Origin of the sequence: Amycolatopsis coloradensis, from assembly GCF_037997115.1 — a bacterium.
Lineage (GTDB): Bacteria > Actinomycetota > Actinomycetes > Mycobacteriales > Pseudonocardiaceae > Amycolatopsis > Amycolatopsis coloradensis_A.
In genome coordinates this window covers 3,259,372-3,276,903 of record NZ_CP150484.1, presented here as the reverse complement: position 1 = coordinate 3,276,903, position 17,532 = coordinate 3,259,372, and the positions used below count along the sequence as shown (strand labels likewise).

At 69.5% G+C, this 17,532-nt stretch carries 19 protein-coding genes; 10 read left to right on the top strand and 9 right to left on the bottom strand.

Features of this window, described 5'->3' with window-relative positions:
• Positions 1 to 164: 164 nt before the first annotated feature.
• Both asnB and LCL61_RS15635 read left to right on the top strand, forming a co-directional pair.
• Positions 165 to 2,099 (top strand): asparagine synthase (glutamine-hydrolyzing), encoded by a 1,935-nt coding sequence (gene asnB, locus LCL61_RS15640; protein WP_340687490.1) that lies wholly within the window; start codon positions 165 to 167, stop codon positions 2,097 to 2,099.
• Between the two features lie 54 nt (positions 2,100 to 2,153).
• Positions 2,154 to 2,807: an alpha/beta hydrolase gene (locus LCL61_RS15635; RefSeq protein WP_340687489.1), complete on the top strand. Its 654-nt coding sequence runs from the start codon at positions 2,154 to 2,156 to the stop codon at positions 2,805 to 2,807.
• 74 nt (positions 2,808 to 2,881) lie between these two features.
• On the opposite strand, the gene LCL61_RS15630 is transcribed toward LCL61_RS15635, so the two are convergent.
• Positions 2,882 to 3,871, bottom strand: a complete 990-nt coding sequence (locus tag LCL61_RS15630; RefSeq protein WP_340687488.1) for a carbohydrate kinase family protein — start codon at positions 3,869 to 3,871, stop codon at positions 2,882 to 2,884.
• A gap of 141 nt (positions 3,872 to 4,012) precedes the next feature.
• Here LCL61_RS15630 and LCL61_RS15625 point away from each other — a divergent pair, with 141 nt between their 5' ends.
• Positions 4,013 to 4,201 carry a hypothetical protein gene (locus LCL61_RS15625; RefSeq protein ID WP_101609500.1) on the top strand — a complete coding sequence of 63 codons (189 nt, stop codon included), beginning with the start codon at positions 4,013 to 4,015 and terminating at the stop codon, positions 4,199 to 4,201.
• 72 nt (positions 4,202 to 4,273) lie between these two features.
• Here LCL61_RS15625 and LCL61_RS15620 read toward each other — a convergent pair whose 3' ends face one another.
• Positions 4,274 to 4,651: a HesB/IscA family protein gene (locus tag LCL61_RS15620; protein WP_016336060.1), complete on the bottom strand. Its 378-nt coding sequence runs from the start codon at positions 4,649 to 4,651 to the stop codon at positions 4,274 to 4,276.
• Positions 4,652 to 4,794: 143 nt separating this feature from the next.
• Here LCL61_RS15620 and LCL61_RS15615 point away from each other — a divergent pair, with 143 nt between their 5' ends.
• Both LCL61_RS15615 and LCL61_RS15610 read left to right on the top strand, forming a co-directional pair.
• The gene (locus LCL61_RS15615) at positions 4,795 to 5,451 is read left to right on the top strand and encodes a DUF3043 domain-containing protein (RefSeq protein WP_340687487.1); all 657 of its coding nucleotides are present in this window, start codon (positions 4,795 to 4,797) and stop codon (positions 5,449 to 5,451) included.
• Positions 5,452 to 5,506: 55 nt separating this feature from the next.
• Complete coding sequence (locus LCL61_RS15610) at positions 5,507 to 6,496, top strand: aldo/keto reductase family protein (protein ID WP_340687486.1); 990 nt, start codon at positions 5,507 to 5,509, stop codon at positions 6,494 to 6,496.
• Positions 6,497 to 6,570: 74 nt separating this feature from the next.
• On the opposite strand, the gene LCL61_RS15605 is transcribed toward LCL61_RS15610, so the two are convergent.
• From LCL61_RS15605 to LCL61_RS15595, 3 genes are read right to left on the bottom strand one after another with little or no spacing between them, the layout of a single operon-like run.
• Positions 6,571 to 6,798 carry a hypothetical protein gene (locus LCL61_RS15605; RefSeq protein ID WP_219150104.1) on the bottom strand — a complete coding sequence of 76 codons (228 nt, stop codon included), beginning with the start codon at positions 6,796 to 6,798 and terminating at the stop codon, positions 6,571 to 6,573.
• The gene (locus tag LCL61_RS15600; protein WP_340687485.1) at positions 6,791 to 7,642 is read right to left on the bottom strand and encodes a phosphoribosylaminoimidazolesuccinocarboxamide synthase; all 852 of its coding nucleotides are present in this window, start codon (positions 7,640 to 7,642) and stop codon (positions 6,791 to 6,793) included. Before LCL61_RS15600 ends, LCL61_RS15605 begins: the two co-directional genes overlap by 8 nt.
• Entirely contained in the window at positions 7,639 to 8,388 is a 750-nt protein-coding gene (locus LCL61_RS15595) for a GntR family transcriptional regulator (protein WP_340687484.1), read from the bottom strand. The genes LCL61_RS15600 and LCL61_RS15595 overlap by 4 nt, the downstream gene beginning before the upstream one ends.
• A 170-nt stretch (positions 8,389 to 8,558) precedes the next feature.
• Here LCL61_RS15595 and LCL61_RS15590 point away from each other — a divergent pair, with 170 nt between their 5' ends.
• Positions 8,559 to 8,963, top strand: a complete 405-nt coding sequence (locus LCL61_RS15590; protein WP_340687483.1) for a hypothetical protein — start codon at positions 8,559 to 8,561, stop codon at positions 8,961 to 8,963.
• Here LCL61_RS15590 and LCL61_RS15585 read toward each other — a convergent pair.
• Positions 8,960 to 9,628 carry an IspD/TarI family cytidylyltransferase gene (locus LCL61_RS15585; RefSeq protein WP_340688592.1) on the bottom strand — a complete coding sequence of 223 codons (669 nt, stop codon included), beginning with the start codon at positions 9,626 to 9,628 and terminating at the stop codon, positions 8,960 to 8,962. The genes LCL61_RS15590 and LCL61_RS15585 overlap by 4 nt on opposite strands.
• 93 nt (positions 9,629 to 9,721) lie before the next feature.
• On the opposite strand from LCL61_RS15585, the gene cobT reads away from it, so the two are divergent.
• Positions 9,722 to 10,798 (top strand): nicotinate-nucleotide--dimethylbenzimidazole phosphoribosyltransferase, encoded by a 1,077-nt coding sequence (gene cobT, locus LCL61_RS15580; protein WP_340687482.1) that lies wholly within the window; start codon positions 9,722 to 9,724, stop codon positions 10,796 to 10,798.
• Between the two features lie 178 nt (positions 10,799 to 10,976).
• Here cobT and LCL61_RS15575 read toward each other — a convergent pair whose 3' ends face one another.
• Positions 10,977 to 12,080, bottom strand: coding sequence for a branched-chain amino acid aminotransferase (locus LCL61_RS15575; protein ID WP_340687481.1), 1,104 nt, complete (start codon positions 12,078 to 12,080; stop codon positions 10,977 to 10,979).
• A gap of 117 nt (positions 12,081 to 12,197) precedes the next feature.
• Between LCL61_RS15575 and LCL61_RS15570 the strand changes: the two genes are divergently transcribed.
• Entirely contained in the window at positions 12,198 to 12,509 is a 312-nt protein-coding gene (locus LCL61_RS15570) for a hypothetical protein (RefSeq protein WP_340687480.1), read from the top strand.
• On the opposite strand, the gene LCL61_RS15565 is transcribed toward LCL61_RS15570, so the two are convergent.
• Positions 12,506 to 13,132 (bottom strand): DUF402 domain-containing protein, encoded by a 627-nt coding sequence (locus LCL61_RS15565; RefSeq protein ID WP_340687479.1) that lies wholly within the window; start codon positions 13,130 to 13,132, stop codon positions 12,506 to 12,508. The two genes, LCL61_RS15570 and LCL61_RS15565, sit on opposite strands and share 4 nt — an antisense overlap.
• Positions 13,125 to 13,979: a hypothetical protein gene (locus tag LCL61_RS15560; RefSeq protein WP_340687478.1), complete on the bottom strand. Its 855-nt coding sequence runs from the start codon at positions 13,977 to 13,979 to the stop codon at positions 13,125 to 13,127. The genes LCL61_RS15565 and LCL61_RS15560 overlap by 8 nt, the downstream gene beginning before the upstream one ends.
• Before the next feature lie 132 nt (positions 13,980 to 14,111).
• On the opposite strand from LCL61_RS15560, the gene LCL61_RS15555 reads away from it, so the two are divergent.
• Together LCL61_RS15555 and sucB are read left to right on the top strand one after the other, a co-directional pair.
• The gene (locus tag LCL61_RS15555) at positions 14,112 to 15,614 is read left to right on the top strand and encodes a leucyl aminopeptidase (protein ID WP_340687477.1); all 1,503 of its coding nucleotides are present in this window, start codon (positions 14,112 to 14,114) and stop codon (positions 15,612 to 15,614) included.
• 55 nt (positions 15,615 to 15,669) lie between these two features.
• The gene (gene sucB / locus LCL61_RS15550; RefSeq protein WP_340687476.1) at positions 15,670 to 17,424 is read left to right on the top strand and encodes a 2-oxoglutarate dehydrogenase, E2 component, dihydrolipoamide succinyltransferase; all 1,755 of its coding nucleotides are present in this window, start codon (positions 15,670 to 15,672) and stop codon (positions 17,422 to 17,424) included.
• Positions 17,425 to 17,532: the final 108 nt, after the last annotated feature.

Sequence of the window (17,532 nt, the reverse complement as noted above, 5' to 3'; positions counted from 1 at the left end):
TCGACCGATCTTCGTGACAGGCGGAGCCTAGCCGAGTTGCGGCGCCGCGCTGACTAAGGGGTAACCCCAACACGCGTATCCCCCACCACATCCGGGTGTACACACCCACCGGCATACTGGGCCCTTCTCCCCCGCTCGGCCAACAAGAGGTGTGTGAACTAGACGTGTGCGGCCTGCTTGGACTGATCTGTTCGACCGAAGCCGACGCGGCGAGCGCCCGTGACGCCGTCGACGCGGCCATGCGCTGCCAGCGGCACCGGGGCCCCGACGAGCACGACACCTGGGCCGACGCCGAGGTCGTCTACGGGTTCAACCGGCTGGCCTTCATCGACGTCGACCACGCCCACCAGCCGCTGATCTGGGGTCCGCCGGAGGCACCCGAGCGCTACACGCTGAACTTCAACGGCGAGATCTACAACTACAAAGAGCTGCGCGACGAGCTGGCCGCCGAACACGGTGCGAAATTCGCCACAGAGGGTGACGGCGAGGCGATCGTCGCGGCGTACCACTACCTCGGCGACGACGCGGTGAAGAAGCTGCGCGGGATGTTCGCCTTCATGATCTGGGACTCCCAGGAGAAGGTCGTCTTCGGCGCGCGTGACCCGTTCGGCATCAAGCCGCTGTTCTACTCCGCCGGCCCCGGCAAGGTCGCCTTCTCCAGCGAGAAGAAGAGCCTGCTGGAGCTCTCCGGCGTGCTCGGGGTCGAGGACAAGCTGGACAAGACGGCCCTGCAGCACTACCTGGTGCTGCAGTACGTGCCGGAGCCCGAATCGATGCACACCGGAATCCGCCGCGTCGAGTCCGGCACGTCGTTCCGGGTCGTCCCCGGCGGTGAGGTCGAGTTCACCCGCTACTTCCACCCGCAGTTCAACGCGAAGCCGGTCAACAACCAGGCCGAGGCCGACGAGCTGTACGAGCGCATCGCCGATGTGATGCGCGACTCGGTCGGCAAGCACATGATCTCCGACCCGGACGTCACGGTCGGCGCGTTCCTGTCCGGCGGCATCGACTCCACCGCGACCGCGACGCTGGCCAAGGAGCACAACCCGAACCTGATCGCGTTCACCACCGGTTTCGAACGCGAGGGCTACTCCGAGGTCGACGTCGCCGCCGAATCGGCCGCCGCGATCGGCGTGAAGCACGTGGTCCGCACGGTGTCGGCGGACGAGATGATGGAGGCGCTGCCGCTCATCGTCTGGTACCTCGACGACCCGGTGGCAGACCCGGCGCTCGTGCCGCTGTGGTTCATCGCCCGCGAAGCACGTAAGCACGTCAAGGCGGTGCTGTCCGGCGAAGGCGCCGACGAGCTCTTCTGCGGCTACACGATCTACAACGAGCCGATCTCGCTGGCTCCGTTCGAGAAGATCCCGGGCGGGATGCGGAAGATCATCGGCAAGGTCTCCACGAAGATCCCGGAAGGCACCCGCGGCAAGGACCTGCTGCGGCGCGGGGCGCTGCCGCTGGAAGACCGCTACTACGGCAACGCGCGCAACTTCCGCGACGACCAGCTCCGCAAGGTACTGCGCACGTATGAGGACGGGATCGGCTTCAAGGACGTCACCGCGCCTTGGTACAAGATCTCCGAGAACTGGGACCCGGTCGCGCGGATGCAGCACGTCGACCTCTACACCTGGCTGCGCGGCGACATCCTGGTCAAGGCCGACAAGGTGACCATGGCGAACTCGCTGGAACTGCGCGTGCCGTTCCTCGACGCCGAAGTGTTCAAGGTCGCCTCGACCATCCCGCTCGACCAGAAGCTCGCGCACGGCACCACGAAGTACGCGCTGCGCCAGGCGCTGGCGAAGATCATCCCGGGACACGTGCTGAACCGGCGCAAGCTGGGATTCCCGGTGCCGATCCGGCTGTGGCTGCGCAACGAGATGTACGACTGGGCGAAGGGCATCATCTCGGACTCGCGGACCGACGCGCTGCTCGACAAGAAGGCCGTCCTGGCGCTGCTCGAAGAGCACAAGGCCGGGCAGCTCGACCGCAGCCGTCAGCTGTGGGCGCTGCTGGTGTTCATGCTGTGGCACGGCATCTTCGTCGAGAACCGCATCAAGCCCGAGGTGCCGGAACCCGTCTACCCGGTGAAGCTCTAGTCACGACTCCGTACTGGCCTTCACCGGTCACTGGGTGAAGGCCAGCATGGAGGGATGGACTTCGTCCTCGTGCACGGCACGACGCAGAGCCCGGCGGGCTGGGACCGCGTGGCCAAGCTGCTCACCGCCGCCGGGCACCGCGCGATCGCCGTGGACCTGCTGACCCCGGTGGACCTGCCGATCGAGGGCTACGCGCAGCACGCGCGGGACCAGTACGACGGCGGACGGCCGGTCGTCGTGGCCCATTCCGGATCCGGGGTGCTGCTTCCCGCGATCGCCGAAGCGCTCGACGCGCGGGCCATGGTGTGGGTCGCCGCCTACATCCCCGACTTCGCCGGCGGCCGGAGCCTGCGCGACGAGGCACCGGCCGTGCTCGAACCCGACTGGATCGGCGTGGACCCGACGGCGGATCCCGCGAAAGCGTCGGAATTCCTCTTCCACGACTGCGATCCCGAGACCGAACGGCAGGCGCTGGACAGTCTGCGGCTGTTCGCCCCCGCGGTGCTCGCGACGCATCCCGCCGGGGCCGCGCCGGAGATCCCATCGACGGTGGTCGTCCCCACCCGCGACCGCACGCTTCGGCCGGAGTGGATGCGCCGGGCCGCGCGGGAACGGCTCGGCGTCACCGCGATCGAGATCGACGCCGGGCACTGTCCCCACATTTCGCGGCCCGCCGAACTCGCCGCCATCCTGACCAGGCGCGGCTGAAGGGGCCTTTCCCCGCGTCTCACGCGGTGAAGGGCCCCTTCGCTGCATCACATGAGGGGAAAGTCCCCTTCAGCTCAAGCGGGCAGGATCGCCGCGATCTCCTCGGCGGACTCCGGTCCGAAGGCCTCCTTGAGGCGGCCCAGGACGTCGGCCCGGTCGAAGGACCATTCCTGCGTGCCCACGGTCTCCAGCACCAGCACGGCGATCAGCGAGCCCAGCTGCGCCGAACGCTCCAGGCCGAGCCCGCCGTCGATACCGGCGATGAACCCGGCGCGGAAGCCGTCGCCGACGCCGGTCGGGTCGACCTTGCCGCGTTCCGGGACGGCGCCGATCTGCAGCGCGAGGCCGTCCTTGCCGACGATCTCGACGCCCTTCTCCCCGAGCGTGGTGATCCGCATGCCGACCCGGTCGAGGACGTCGGCCTCGGACCAGCCGGTCTTCTGCAGCAGCAGTTCCCATTCGTAGTCGTTGCTGAACAGGTACTTCGCGCCCTCGATGAAGGCGCGCACCTGCTCGCCGTCCATCCTGGCCAGCTGCTGCGAGGGGTCGACGGCGAAGGTGTAGCCGCGCTGCCGGCACTCCTCGGCGTGCCGGACCATGCCTTCGGGGTCGTCCGGGCTGATCAGCACGAGCGACAGCGCGCCGGCGTGCGCGGCGACCGGCTCCAGCTCGATGTTGCGGGATTCCGCCATCGCACCGGCGTAGAAGGTGGCGATCTGGCAGAGGTCCTCGTCGGTGGTGCAGACGAAGCGGGCGGTGTGCGCGACCTCGGAGACCAGCACTCCGGCGGTGTCGACGCCGTGCCGCTCGAGCCAGGACCGGTAGTCGGCGAAGTCGGAGCCCACCGCGCCGACCAGGATCGGACGCTTGCCCAGCACCCCGAGACCGAAGGCGATGTTCGCGCCGATCCCGCCCCGCCGGACGACGAGGTCATCGGCCAGGAAGCTCAGGGACACCCGGTGCAGCTGCTCGGCGATGAGCTGCTCGGCGAACCTGCCTGGGAAGTGCATGAGGTGGTCGGTTGCGATACTGCCGGATACCGCGATCCTGGCGTTGTCTGCCACCGGTTCTCCTTGGTCGGTCGGCCCCGCCGAGGCGAGGACGGCTAAGTTACCCGCAGGTCATGCCCCATACGGGTTGCTTCGGGCACGGCCATCGACACTACCGGTTGGTAGTGGTGTCCTACTCGCACACGAGTCATTAGCTTGTCGTTCGTGACCACTTCCGCGTATCACCTCGAACCGGAATCGATCGGCGAACTCATCGCCGACTGTGCCGGCATCCCGTCCTCCCTCCAGGCCGAGAACCTGCCACTGCCCCGGCAGATCGCTCCGCCCTGGACCGTGGACGAGCGGTGCCTCGCCCAGGTCGCCGATCTGGACGCCTACGTCTGATCCCGTTCCGGGCATGAAGAAGGGCCGCGACCTGCGTGAGGTTCGCGGCCCTTCTTCATGCTTCGACGCGGATCAGTGGAAGCTGTCGCCGCAGGCGCAGCTGCCGGTCGCGTTGGGGTTGTCGATCGTGAAGCCCTGCTTCTCGATCGAGTCGACGAAGTCGATCACGGCGCTCGACACGTACGGCGCGCTCATCCGGTCGACGGCGACGCGAAGGCCGTCGAAGTCACGGAACAGGTCACCGTCGAGCGTGCGCTCGTCGAAGAACAGCTGGTAGCGCAGGCCCGCGCACCCACCGGGCTGGACGGCGATGCGCAGATGCATATCGTCGCGGCCCTCCTGCTCGAGCAGGGCCTTCGCCTTGCTGGCGGCGGCGTCGGTCAACGTGACGCCGTGGGTCTCCTCGGCGGTTTCGGCCTGAGCTGCGGCTGCCTGCTCAGCGGTCGTCATGGTTCTCCCTCTGGTCGAACTCGCTGCGGGTACTCGTCTTGCACATGGTCCAACACGTCGGAGTCCCGATCTGTTCCCCTCCATGGTGACATATCGCTCGGCCTGGTGCGTGGCACCGTGATGCCCGCGACTACCCTGGAGAGGTGAGGTTCCTGCGCCGTAGCACCACAGACTCCGCCACGACGGACACCGAGACCCCCGGCGACGAGGCCGTCGAGGTCCAGGCCAAGTCGTACACGCCCGGAAAGGGCAAGGCCACCCCCAAGCGGCGTGAGGCCGAGGCCAAGCGCCGCGGCCCGGTGGCGCCCCCGCCGACCACCATGCGGGAGGCGATGAAGCGCAACAAGGAGCTCCGGAAGTCCGCGAAGGCCGACCCGGAGTACAAGCTCAAGCAGCGCAACGCCGCCAAGGAACGCCGTGAGCGGATGATGGCGGGCGAGGACAAGTACCTGCTCCCCCGTGACCGCGGCCCGGTCAAGGCGTACATCCGTGACCTGGTCGACTCGCGGCGCAACCTGCTCGGCCTGTTCATGCCGCTGGCGATCCTGGTGTTCGTCGCGCTGATCCTGCCGTACCCCGAGGTCCAGCGGTACGCGACGCTCCTGTGCACCGTGATGCTGCTCGGCATGATCGTCGAGGGTTTCCTCAGCGGGCGCCGGATCGCGAAGATGGTCCGCCTGAAGTTCCCGAACGAGACGATCAAGGGCACCTCCGTCGGCTGGTACTCCTTCATCCGCGCGAGCCAGATCCGCAAGCTGCGGGTTCCGAAGCCGCGGGTCAGCCCCGGCGACAAGGTCTGAGCAGGCGAAACCCAGGTCGTTAGCCAGCCTAACGGCCTGGGGTAGAGTCGCGCTCATGGAGTTTCGACGACTGGGCCGCAGCGGCCTCAATGTCAGTGAGATCTCGTACGGCAACTGGCTCACCCACGGGTCCCAGGTGGAAGAGGACCAGGCCCAGGCCTGCATCAAGGCGGCGCTCGACGTCGGCATCACCACGTTCGACACCGCTGACGTCTACGCCAACACGGCCGCCGAATCGGTACTCGGCCGCGGCCTGAAGGGCCTGCGCCGCGAAAGCCTGGAGATCTTCACCAAGGTCTACTGGCCGACCGGCCCCAAGGGCCCGAACGACCAGGGTCTCGGCCGCAAGCACATCATGGAGTCGGCGAACGCTTCGCTGAAGCGGCTCGGCACCGACTACGTCGACCTCTACCAGGCGCACCGGTTCGACCGGACCGTCCCGCTCGAAGAGACGTTCCTCGCCTTCGCCGACCTCGTCCGCCAGGGCAAGGTGCTCTACGTCGGCGTCTCCGAGTGGACCGCCGAGCAGATCACCCAGGGCGCGGCGATCGCACGCGAACTGAAGGTGCCCCTCATCTCGAACCAGCCGCAGTACAACGCCCTGTGGCGGGTCATCGAGGCGCAGGTCATCCCGGCCTCCGAACGCGAAGGGCTCAGCCAGATCGTCTGGTCGCCGATCGCGCAGGGCGTGCTCACCGGGAAGTACAAGCCCGGTCAGCCGCTGCCCGAGGGCTCCCGTGCGACCGACGAGAAGGGCGGCGCCAACATGGTCGCCCGCTTCCTCAACGACGACGTCCTCGAGCGCGTCCAGCGGCTTCAGCCGATCGCGGACAAGGCGGGACTGACGATGGCCCAGCTGTCCGTGGCGTGGGTGCTGCAGAACCCGAACGTCGCCTCGGCGATCATCGGCGCTTCGCGACCGGAGCAGGTGCACGAGAACGTGAAGGCGGCGGGCGTGAAGCTGGACGCGGATCTGCTCGCCGCGATCGACGAGGCCCTCGACGGCGTCGCCGAGACCGACCCGACGCTGACCCGCTCCCCCTGACGTGGCTGAAGGACGCTTTCCCCGCATGCGATGGGGGGAAAGCGTCCTTCACCGCGTGCGATGCGGGGAAAGCGTCAGTCGCCGTGCACGCGCGAGTGGTACGCGACCTGGCCGTCGAGGTCGAGGGCGTCACCGGGAGCGCGCAAGGGATCGATGCCCAGGCCCCGCAGCAACCTGCTCGCGCCGGCGACCCGGTCGCCGGTCCGGCCGTCGAGCCGCTCCGGCCGGTGACCCCGCTGGATCAGCAGTCCCTCGACGTCGTCGATCAACCGGTACGGGTCGTAGACCTGCTGCTCAGGCATGAGCACCACCGGGAGCCCAGGTCTTCCCGGTGATCCGCTCGTAGACCTCGGTGTAGCGCTTGCGGGTCGCCTCGACGATCTCGTCCGGGATGGCCGGGCCGGGCGGTGTCTTGTCCCAACCGGTGGTCGTGGACCAGTCGCGGACGAACTGCTTGTCGAACGCGTGCTGCGTGCGGCCCGGCTCGTACTCGTCGGCGGGCCAGAAACGGGACGAGTCCGACGTGAGCACCTCGTCCCCGAGCGTCAGCACACCGTCGGCGTCGAAACCGAATTCGATCTTGGTGTCGGCGATGATGATGCCGTTCTTCGCCGCGTGCTCCGCACCCTTGGTATAGACCTCGAGCGTCAGGTCGCGAATGCGGTCCGCGGTCTCCTGGCCGATCTCGTTCACGACGTCGGCGAAGGTCATGAACTCGTCGTGGCCGGTGTCGGAGATCTTCGTGGTGGGCGTGAAGATCGGCTCGGGCAGCTTGTCCGCCTCGACGAGACCGGCGGGCAGTTCGACGCCGGAAACCTTGCCGTCGCGCCGGTATTCACGCATTCCGAGACCGGTGAGGTAGCCGCGCGCGATGCACTCGACCTGGATCATCTTCAGCGGCTTGCACCGCATGGCGCGGCCGGCGAATTCGGCGGGGACGTCGGTCGTGGAGATGACGTGGTTCGGCACCACGTCGGCCATCTTTTCGAACCACCAGGCGGAAAGCTGGTTCAGCAGCGCGCCCTTGTCCGGAATCGGGGTCGGCAGCGAGACGTCGTAGACCGAAACGCGATCCGAGGCGACGAGCAGAATGTCGCCGTCGATTTCGTAAAGGTCCCGGACCTTACCCGCGTGAATGTGCTTCATGCCCCGTCCTCGATGTTGTATTCGTAAAAAATCCAGTGGTCCGGCAAGGCCGCCGATTCGCCGTACTCGAGTACGTCACCCTCGGCGGACAGAAACCTGTTGCGACTCAACAGAATCGCCGAACCTTCGGCCACGCCGAGTTCCGCCGCCTCCTCCGCACCCGCCAGCCCCGCGGCGTGCTGAGAATGAGTCGACGCCAGAACACGGCCTGTCCGGTCCGCCACGTATTTGACCGTGCCTTCGACGATCCGCACCGGCTCGAAGAGCAACGGGGCCTTCGACGCGACAGCGCCGTCGAACCACGAGACCGACGTCGACACCGGCCGGCCTTCGCCCGCATACGTGGTCCGTCGCCGACGGATCACCGGAGAACCTTCATCGATTCCGAGCGCGCCCGCCACCCGGTCCGGTGCGGACAGGAGGCCTGCTTCGCGGATTTTCGCGTAGTGGCCCGGTGGATAGACCTTGCCGGTTCGCGCGATCGAGATCGTCCGATCGCGCGCGGAGCGGTGCAGCGCCCTGGTCTGCACCACTGTCCCGACCCCGCGTACCGCGCGGACCAGACCTTCGGCGCGGAGCGTCGAGAGCACCTTCATCGCCGTCGCCATCGCGACGTTCCAGTTCCTGGCGATCTCCCGCGCGGACGGGACCGTGTCGCCTTCCTTGAGCCTGCCCGAAACGATGTCGTCGCGAATGCTTCCCGCGATCTGGAGATACGGCGGTTCGGGTCGATCGACGGCGGGCAAGGTGACTCCTCACAAGGTCGCGCGGTGCGCACAAGCGTTCTAGCACACCAATGGGCGAGCACCAAGGATCCTGCTCACACCCCATTATTACGTACTAGTACACATTCTGGACGGTGCTCTAGTACACCTGTTACTCTCCGAGAAGTTCCCGAAACCCGTTAGGGGGCTCGATGAACCACCTGAGCATCGACGAACTGCTCGAAGAGCTTCGAAGACGCCGGTGGGTCGTCTACATCTTCGGCCCCCGGGAGGAACCGGAGGTCTGGGCCGCGGTGTTCCAGTGGGACACCTGCGCCGACGTCCTCATCCTCCGCGGTGAGGAACGGGCGAGCGCCTTCCGCGTCACCACGGTCGCCGACACGGATGTCTTCCGGCCGGCACTCGTCTCATGGCAGTACCACTCCACGGCCGACTGGACCCTGCGCGCCGTGCTCACCATCCCGGCTCCCGGCGAGTCCGCCGCGCCGATCCAGCTGCTGCAACCACATCCGGACTGCGTGATCCCGATGGAAGCGCGCCGGCCGGTCACCATCCTGCCCGCCATACCGGTCAAGGCCGACCAGGGAGATCCCTAACCTCGGCCGATCACCTGCTCGGCGACAACGAGGTCGTGCGGGTAGGTGATCTTGAGGTTCTCCGCGCTGCCCGGAACCCACCGCACCGGCAGCGCGGAGAACCTTTCCATGCACGAAGACGTGTCCGTGCCGACGAAACCCTCTCGCTCGGCCGTTTCGTAGGCTTCGAGCAACGGGGCGGCGCGGAAGCCTTGTGGCGTCTGCACCCTGATCGCCCCGGGCAGCGCGCCGGAAACGGTGTCGTCGTCGACGCGCACGATGTCGTCGGCCGCGACGCCGGGCACCGCTCCCCCGTGGCGCCGCGTGCCGGCGAGGACGTCCGCGATCAGTTCCGGGGTGACGAGCGGACGGGCCGCGTCGTGCAGCAGTACGGCGTCGATCTCTCCGCTCTCGATACGGGAAGCCAAGTGGCGCAAGGCGTTCAGCTCCGAGCCCTGACGCGTCGCGCCGCCGTGGACGAGTTCGACCTCGCCCGGATGCGCGGCGAGCACCTCGTGCGCGAGTTCGGTGTCCTGCGGCCGGATGACCAGCACGAGCACCTCGATCCCTGGCACGCGGGCGAAGGCGCCGAGCGACCACGCGACGACCCGTTTGCCCGCCACCGGCAGGTAGACCTTGTTGAGTTTGGCGCCGACCCGGGTGCCCGCTCCGCTCGCGAGCACCACCCCGGCGGCCTTCGTCTGAGCCACAGGCAACTCTGGCACAGGCGGGTGGGTAGGTTGGGCCCGGCCACCGAAGCGATCCGAAGGGGCAGGGCGTTGGACGACGAAATCCTCGAGTTCGCCGAAGTCGAGCAGCCTGATGAACACGCGCGCTCGGCGGCGATCGCCCTGCACTCGAAACTGATCAAACCGGCGGGTTCGCTGGGCAGGCTCGAAGAACTGGGCGTGTGGGTCGCGGCCTGCCAGGGCCAGTCGCCGCCACGGCCGTTCACGCGGCCCCGGGTCGTGGTGTTCGCCGGGGACCACGGCATCGCCGCGAAGGGCGTCTCGGCCTATCCGGGTGAGGTCACCGCGCAACTCGTCGGCAGCATGCTGACCGGCGGCGCGGCCATCAATGTCCTGGCGGCCTCGGCGGGCGCGAGCGTCCGGGTCGTCGACATGGCCGTCGACAGCGACGCTCCCGCGACGCGGTCGATCGGCGAGTTCAAGGTGCGGCGCGGCTCCGGCTCGATCGACGTCGAGGACGCGCTGACCGACGAGGAGGCGCGTGCCGCCGTCCGCGCGGGCCGGGCGATCGCCGACGCCGAGGTCGACGGCGGGGCCGACCTGCTCATCGCGGGCGACCTCGGGATCGGGAACAGCACTCCGGCCTCGGTGCTGGTCGCGGCGCTGACCGGCGGCGAACCGGTGGCCGTCGTCGGCCGCGGTTCCGGGATCGACGACAACACCTGGATGCGCAAGGCCGCGGCGGTCCGGGACGCGCTGCGGCGCGCACGGACCGTACTGGCCGACCCGGTCGCGCTGCTGCGCACCGCCGCGGGCGCGGACATCGCCGCGATGTCGGGTTTCCTCGCGCAGGCCTCGCTCCGGAAGACGCCGGTGATCCTGGACGGCCTGGTCGCCTCCGCGGCCGCGCTGGTCGCCGAGGAACTCGTTCCCGGCGCGCGGCAGTGGTGGGCCGCGGGCCAGCGTGGCGGCGAACCCGCGCACGCGCTGGCGCTGGAGCACCTCGACCTGGACCCGATCCTGGACCTGGACGTGCGCCTAGGCGAGGGGACGGGCGCGGTCGCGGCGCTGCCGCTGGTGTTCATGGCGACGCGGGTGCTCGCGGAGATGGCCACGCACGAGCAGGCCGGGGTGAGCGGGCCGCTGATCGAGGCTCCCGCTTCCTGAGACCTCCGGCCGTTCATCCCGAGCACCTCCGGCCACCGAAGTGGTGAAGGCCTCCTTCCCTACGCTCAAGGTAGGGAAGGGACGCCTGCTCGGCGCCACGATGATCGTCGCCGGGATGCGCCCCGNCCTACGCTCAAGGTAGGGAAGGAGGCCTTCACGGACTCACCGGGCCAGAGCCTCAGCCCAGCGGGTACATCCAGCCTTCCGGTGCGGGCCGGGTGCCCTCCTGGATCCCGGTCAGCGCGCCGCGCAGCTTCATCGTCAGCTCGCCGGGCTGCCCGCCCGCGACGGAGAACTCGCCGCCCGCGTGCTTCACGTGTCCGACCGGCGTGATGACCGCCGCGGTCCCGCAGGCGAACACCTCGGTCAGCTCGCCCGAGGCCGCCGCCTTCTCCCACTCGTCGGTGGAGACGCGCCGCTCCTCGACCTGGTGCCCGAACGACTTCGCCAGCTCCAGCAGCGACTTGCGGGTCACGCCCGGCAGGAGCGACCCGGTCAGTTCCGGGGTCACGACGCGGGCCTCGTCACCGGAGCCGAAGACGAAGAACAGGTTCATCCCGCCCATTTCCTCGACCCAGCGCCGCTCGACCGCGTCGAGCCACACGACCTGGTCGCAGCCCTTCTCGACGGCCTGCGCCTGCGCGACGAAGGACGCCGCGTAGTTGCCCGCGCACTTCGCCTCGCCGGTGCCGCCGGGGACGGCGCGCACGTACTCGGTCGAGAGCCACACGCTCACCGGCTTCACGCCGCCGGCGAAGTACGAGCCGGCGGGCGAGCCGATCAACGCGTAGAGGTACTCGTTCGCGGGCCGGTTGACGCCGAGCCCGGCTTCGGTGGAGATCATGAACGGCCGCAGGTACAGCGACTCGCCCGGCTTCGTCGGGACCCAGCGGCTGTCGACCGCGATGAGCTCGCGGATCGAGTCGAGGAAGGTCTCCACCGGCAGCTGCGGCATGGCGAGGCGCTCGGCCGAGTTGCGGAAGCGGATCGCGTTCGCGTCGGGGCGGAACGCCGCGATCGTGCCGTCGGGCTGGCGGTACGCTTTGAGGCCTTCGAAGATCGCCTGGCCGTAGTGCAGCACGGAGGTGGCCGGGTCGAGCGAGAAGGGCGCGTACGGCCCGACCGTGGCGTCGTGCCAGCCCTGCTCGGCGCTCCATTTCACGGTCACCATGTGGTCGGTGAAGTGCAACCCGAAACCGGGTGCGGCCAATACGTCCGCGACGCGTTCCGGGCTCGCGGGGCTCGGGTGCGGGAGGTGGCTGAACTGCGTCGAGGTCGTCATACCCAAGACGATAACGCTTGGTCGGACCCACGTTAGTCGGACGTCCGCATATCTTTACCTCCCGCGATCTGTCCGTCACGACGAACACGAGAGGGGTCGCGCCCCTAGGATGGCGGCGTGACGTACAACCAGATGCAGCCCGCCACCCCGGCCCAGCCCGCCACCCCCGGCGCGGGGGCCGACGTCAAGACGTTCGCGACGGCCGTGCTGCTCACCTTCGGCACCGGCGTGCTGATGATGGACGGCTGGGCCCTGCTCGACAGCGGCTTCGGCGCGTTCCTCGGCCTGGTCGCCGGCGGTTTCGGCATCTTCTGGTGGAAGAGCATTCACGGCAAGGTGTTCCCGCGCGAGCTGTCCACCAAATCGGTGGTCATCCTGACGGTGATCAACGTGGTGCTGGTGCTGCTCCTGCTCCTCCAGGTGAGCTAGAGCAACCCCTCGGGGAGGCCGGGCGCGGGCCAGTCCGGGTCGGGCCGGAAGTCGGTCCACGTCCCGTCGAAGGGGAACGCCCCGGCGTCCGCGAGTGCCCCGATCCGCTCACCCTCGGCACGCAGGCGTTCGAGCTGCCACGCGGTGATGCGGCCGGCGAGGACGGCCTCCTCCGCCTCGTCCTCGTCCTTCCACTGCCAGCGCCCGCCGGGCTCGACGGCGACGTCGAGGATGCCGTCGATGCGGTCGGGTCCCGACGCCGTGCGCCCCAGCGGGACCTCGAGGTTGACGTACCAGTTCAGGAAGCGGCCGCCGGCGTCGAAGAACCACCAGACCGACGACCATTCGTCGTCGGCGATGCGGCGCAGCGTCGAGGTGTCGCGCCAGAGGTCCGCCACGCGCACCCTCGGCACCCGGAACCGCTCCTCCAGCGGCGCCTCGCGGAAGAGGCGCCCGTCGGCGAGCCTGCTGCCGACGATCGGGGTGTCCGCGGGCAGCCAGCCGAGCAGCACGGTGCCGTCGTCGGAGATGACGCGAAGCGGGTGATGCTGGCCGATCGAGCCGTCCGGTCGCAGGAAGCGTTCGACGACCGTGTCGCCCGGGGTCCAGTGAGGATCACGCACGCCTTGAACGGTACCGACGGGCGCGGACCCGCAGAACCAGTTCGGTGAGCGTTCCCACTCCCGCGAGCCCGAGGGCCACGACCGGCCCAGCGAAGGCCGCGGCGACGGCCACGATCAGTCCACAAGCGAGTGTCGCCTTCGGACGTTCCGGGGAAAGCCGCTCGCGGCCGTCGGTGAAGGCGTCCACCGCGACGGGGACGGTCGCCACGGCGGCCACGACGGTCAGCACCGGCAGCAGCGAAACCGCGTCGGCCGCGGCGAGGAGCTCACGGAACGACGTCGCCGAGAGCCCCAGCCGGATCGGGCCCAGCTGGTAGAGGGCGACGGCGGTGATCGCGACGGCCACGGCCCCCACCGCGGCGGCGCGGCCCGCGCCGGGACGGCGGGGCAGCAGGAACGGCAGCAGCACCAGCACGGCGAGGCCGAGCCCGGGCACGGACGGCGGGTCCGGCGCGATGAACTGCGCCAGCGGCGGGATCCCGACGCAGATCGCGATCAGGGACACGGCCGCGGCCAGCAGCAGGCCGGTGACCCAGCGGGCTGCGTAGTCGCCGAGGCGGACCCCGGCCAGGTCGGCGACGGTCACCACGACGGCGACCACCGCGGCGGCGGCTCCCGGCGCGGACGGGAAGAGGTACTGGCCGAACGTCGTCGCGAAGACCAGGACCAGGCCCAGCCGCGAAACGGACCCCGCGATCCGCTCGGCCCGGGTGTCACCCAACCGCGGAAGCAACGCCTCGACCGCGACCGCGAGCACGGCTGCGACCACGACGGCGACGAGTATCCAGTAGTCCGCTCCGGAGGTGCCCACCGCCAGCGCGATGAGCAGACCGCCAGCCAGTCGCACGCCGTCTCCCTTCCAGTTCGTCCAGTTACCCGGTCGGCCCCGCTGTTCCCCCAGGTCCCACTGTCATTAGCATGGCTCACGATCCAACCGGGCGGCCGCCCGGTACCACCGCGAACGCGCGAGGAGCCAGAAGTGACCGTGCCGAAGCTTGCCCTGACCGAGAACGCCGAAGCGGCGCTTGCCAAGACGCGCGCCGACGTCGTCGTGATCGGCACCCTGCAGGGTGAGGACGGTCTGGCTCTCGCCGCCGGTTCCTCCGTCGCCGACGCCGCTTTCGACGGCAAGCTCGCCGAGGTCCTCGGCACCCTCGGCGCCTCCGGCAAGGCCGACGAGGTCGTCAAGGTGCCGACGCTGGGCAAGCTGTCCGCCGGTGTCGTGCTGGCCGTCGGCCTCGGCAAGGCGGGCGCGGAGGGCGTCACCGCCGAGCAGGTCCGCCGGGGCGCCGGTGCCGCCGCGCGGGCGCTGAGCGGGACCGACCGCGCGTTCGTCACGCTGTCGGCGATCGACCTGCAGGCCGCCGTCGAGGGCAGCGTGCTCGGCGCCTACAACTTCACCGAGTACCGCTCCGAGAAGGGCGACGGCCCGGTCGCCAAGGTCGACTTCGTGAGCCCCGAAGAGGGCACCGCCAAGGACCACAAGGCGACGCTGAAGGCCGCCGGCCTGATCGCCGAGTCGGTCATCATCGCCCGCGACCTGATCAACACCCCGCCGAACGACCTGTTCCCGGCCTCCTTCGCCGACCGCGCGAAGACGCTGGCCGAGGCGAACAACCTCGACTTCGAGGTCCTCGACGAGAAGGCCCTCAAGCGCAAGGGCTTCGGCGGCATCCTCGGCGTCGGCGGCGGTTCGTCGCGGCAGCCGCGCCTGCTGCGCATCGCCTACAAGCCCGCGAAGGCCTCGAAGAAGGTCGCGCTGGTCGGCAAGGGCATCACCTTCGACTCGGGCGGCATCTCGATCAAGCCCGCCGCGAACATGGACCACATGACCTCGGACATGTCGGGCGCGGCCGCCGTGCTCGCTTCCGTGGTGCTGGCCGCGAAGCTGAAGTACCCGCTCGAGGTCGTCGCGCACATCCCGCTGGCGGAGAACCTGCCCTCGGCCACCTCGTACCGGCCGGGCGACGTGCTCAGCATGTACGGCGGCAAGACCGTCGAGGTGCTCAACACCGACGCCGAAGGCCGTCTCGTGCTGGCCGACGCCATCGTGCGCGCGGGCGAGGAGAACCCCGACTACCTGATCGAGACCTCGACCCTGACCGGCGCGCAGGTCGTCGCGCTGGGCAACCGCACCGCGGGCGTCATGGGTTCGGACGAGTTCCGCGACCGCGTCGCCTCGATCGCGCAGGCCACCGGCGAGGGCGGCTGGGCCATGCCGCTGCCGGAGGAGCTGCGCGCCGACCTCGACTCGCGCCTCGCCGACCTGGCCAACGTCACCGGGCACCGCTGGGGCGGCATGCTCGCCGCGGGCATCTTCCTGCGCGAGTTCGTCACCGAGGGCCTGCCCTGGGCGCATATCGACATCGCGGGCCCGTCGTTCAACACCTCCGGGCCGTGGGGTTACACCGGCAAGGGCGGCACCGGCGTCCCGGTCCGCACCATCGCCGCGGTCCTCGCGGACATCGCCGCGAACGGCTGACCCTTTTCGCGCGTGAAGGCCCCCTTCCCTCGGCTGAGCCGAGGGAAGGTGATCAGTGTCGAAGTCANTCGGTGAGAGCGTCACCGAGGGCACCGTCACCCGGTGGTTGAAGCAGGAGGGCGACACCGTCGAGGTCGACGAGCCGTTGCTCGAGATCTCCACGGACAAGGTCGACACCGAGGTCCCGTCCCCGGTCGCCGGCAAGGTCGTGAAGATCAGCGCTCAGGAGGACGAGACCGTCGAGGTCGGCGGCGAGCTCGCCGTCATCGACGACGGGACCGGCGGGGTGCCGGAGTCCTCCGGTTCCGCCGAGCCGGCCGCGGAAGAGGCGCAGCCCGAGCCGGAGCCGGAGCCCGCGAAGGAGGAGGCCTCCGCGCCGTCCCAGCCGGACACCGCGCCGGCTTCGGGCGGCGAAGGCACCGAGGTGAAGCTGCCCGAGCTGGGCGAGAGCGTCACCGAGGGCACGGTCACCCGGTGGCTCAAGCAGGTCGGCGAGAGCGTCGAGGTCGACGAGCCGTTGCTCGAGATCTCCACGGACAAGGTCGACACCGAGGTCCCGTCCCCGGTCGCCGGCACCGTGCTGGAGATCCGCGCCGGTGAGGACGAGACCGTCGAGGTCGGCGGTGTGCTCGCGGTGATCGGGGCCGCTGGTTCCGCCCCGGCCCCGAAGGCCGAGCCCAAGCCGGAACCCAAGCCCGAGCCGAAGCCGGAGCCCAAGCCGGAACCGAAGCCCGAGCCCAAGGCCGAAGCGGCTCCCGCGCCGAAGCCCGCCCCGGCTCCTCAGGCCGCCCCGGCTCCCAAGGCCGAGGCCCCGAAGCCGGCGGCGAGCAGCGACAACGGCTCGGACAACGCGCCGTACGTGACGCCGCTGGTCCGCAAGCTCGCTTCGGAGCACGGCATCGACCTGTCGTCGCTGACCGGCAGCGGTGTCGGTGGCCGCATCCGCAAGCAGGACGTGCTCGCGGCCGCCGAGGCCAAGCAGAAGGCCGCCCCGGCTCCCGCCGCGCAGCCCGCTGCCGCCGCCCCGGCACCCGCCGCCGCCCCGTCGGCTCCGCGCAAGGCCGCGGTTTCGCCGGAGCTCGCGGCTCTGCGCGGCACCGTGCAGAAGGCCAGCCGGATCCGTCAGATCACCGCCACGAAGACCCGCGAGTCGCTGCAGGTTTCCGCGCAGCTCACGCAGGTCCACGAGGTGGACGTCACGAAGATCGCCAAGCTCCGCCAGCGGGCGAAGGCGGCCTTCAAGGAGCGCGAGGGCGTCAACCTGACGTTCCTGCCGTTCTTCGCGAAGGCCACTGTCGAGGCGCTCAAGCAGCACCCGAACGTCAACGCGTCCTACAACGAGGACACGAAGGAGATCACCTACCACGGTGCGGTGCACCTGGGGATCGCGGTGGACACCGAAAAGGGTCTGCTGTCGGTGGTCATCCACGACGCGGGTGAGCTCAGCCTCGCCGGTCTCGCGCACCGCATCGCCGACCTGGCCGGCCGCGCGCGTTCGGGCCAGATCAAGCCGGACGAGCTGTCGGGCGGCACCTTCACGATCACGAACATCGGCTCCAACGGCGCCCTGTTCGACACGCCGATCATCGTGCAGCCGCAGTCCGGCATGCTCGGGACCGGCGCGGTCGTGAAGCGCCCGGTCGTGATCGCGGACGCCGACGGCAACGACACGATCGCCGTCCGGTCGATGGCGTTCCTGCCGCTGACCTACGACCACCGCCTGGTGGACGGGGCCGACGCGGGCCGCTTCGTCACGACGATCAAGCAGCGTCTGGAAGAGGGCAACTTCGAGGACGAGCTCGGTCTCTGATCCTCCGGTAGTCCGTGAAGGCCCTCGCTCCGCTTCGGCGGGGCGGGGGCCTTCCTCTTTTCTCCCGCATTTAGTCCTCTGAATGCGAAGGTTTGACAGGCAGCCTGG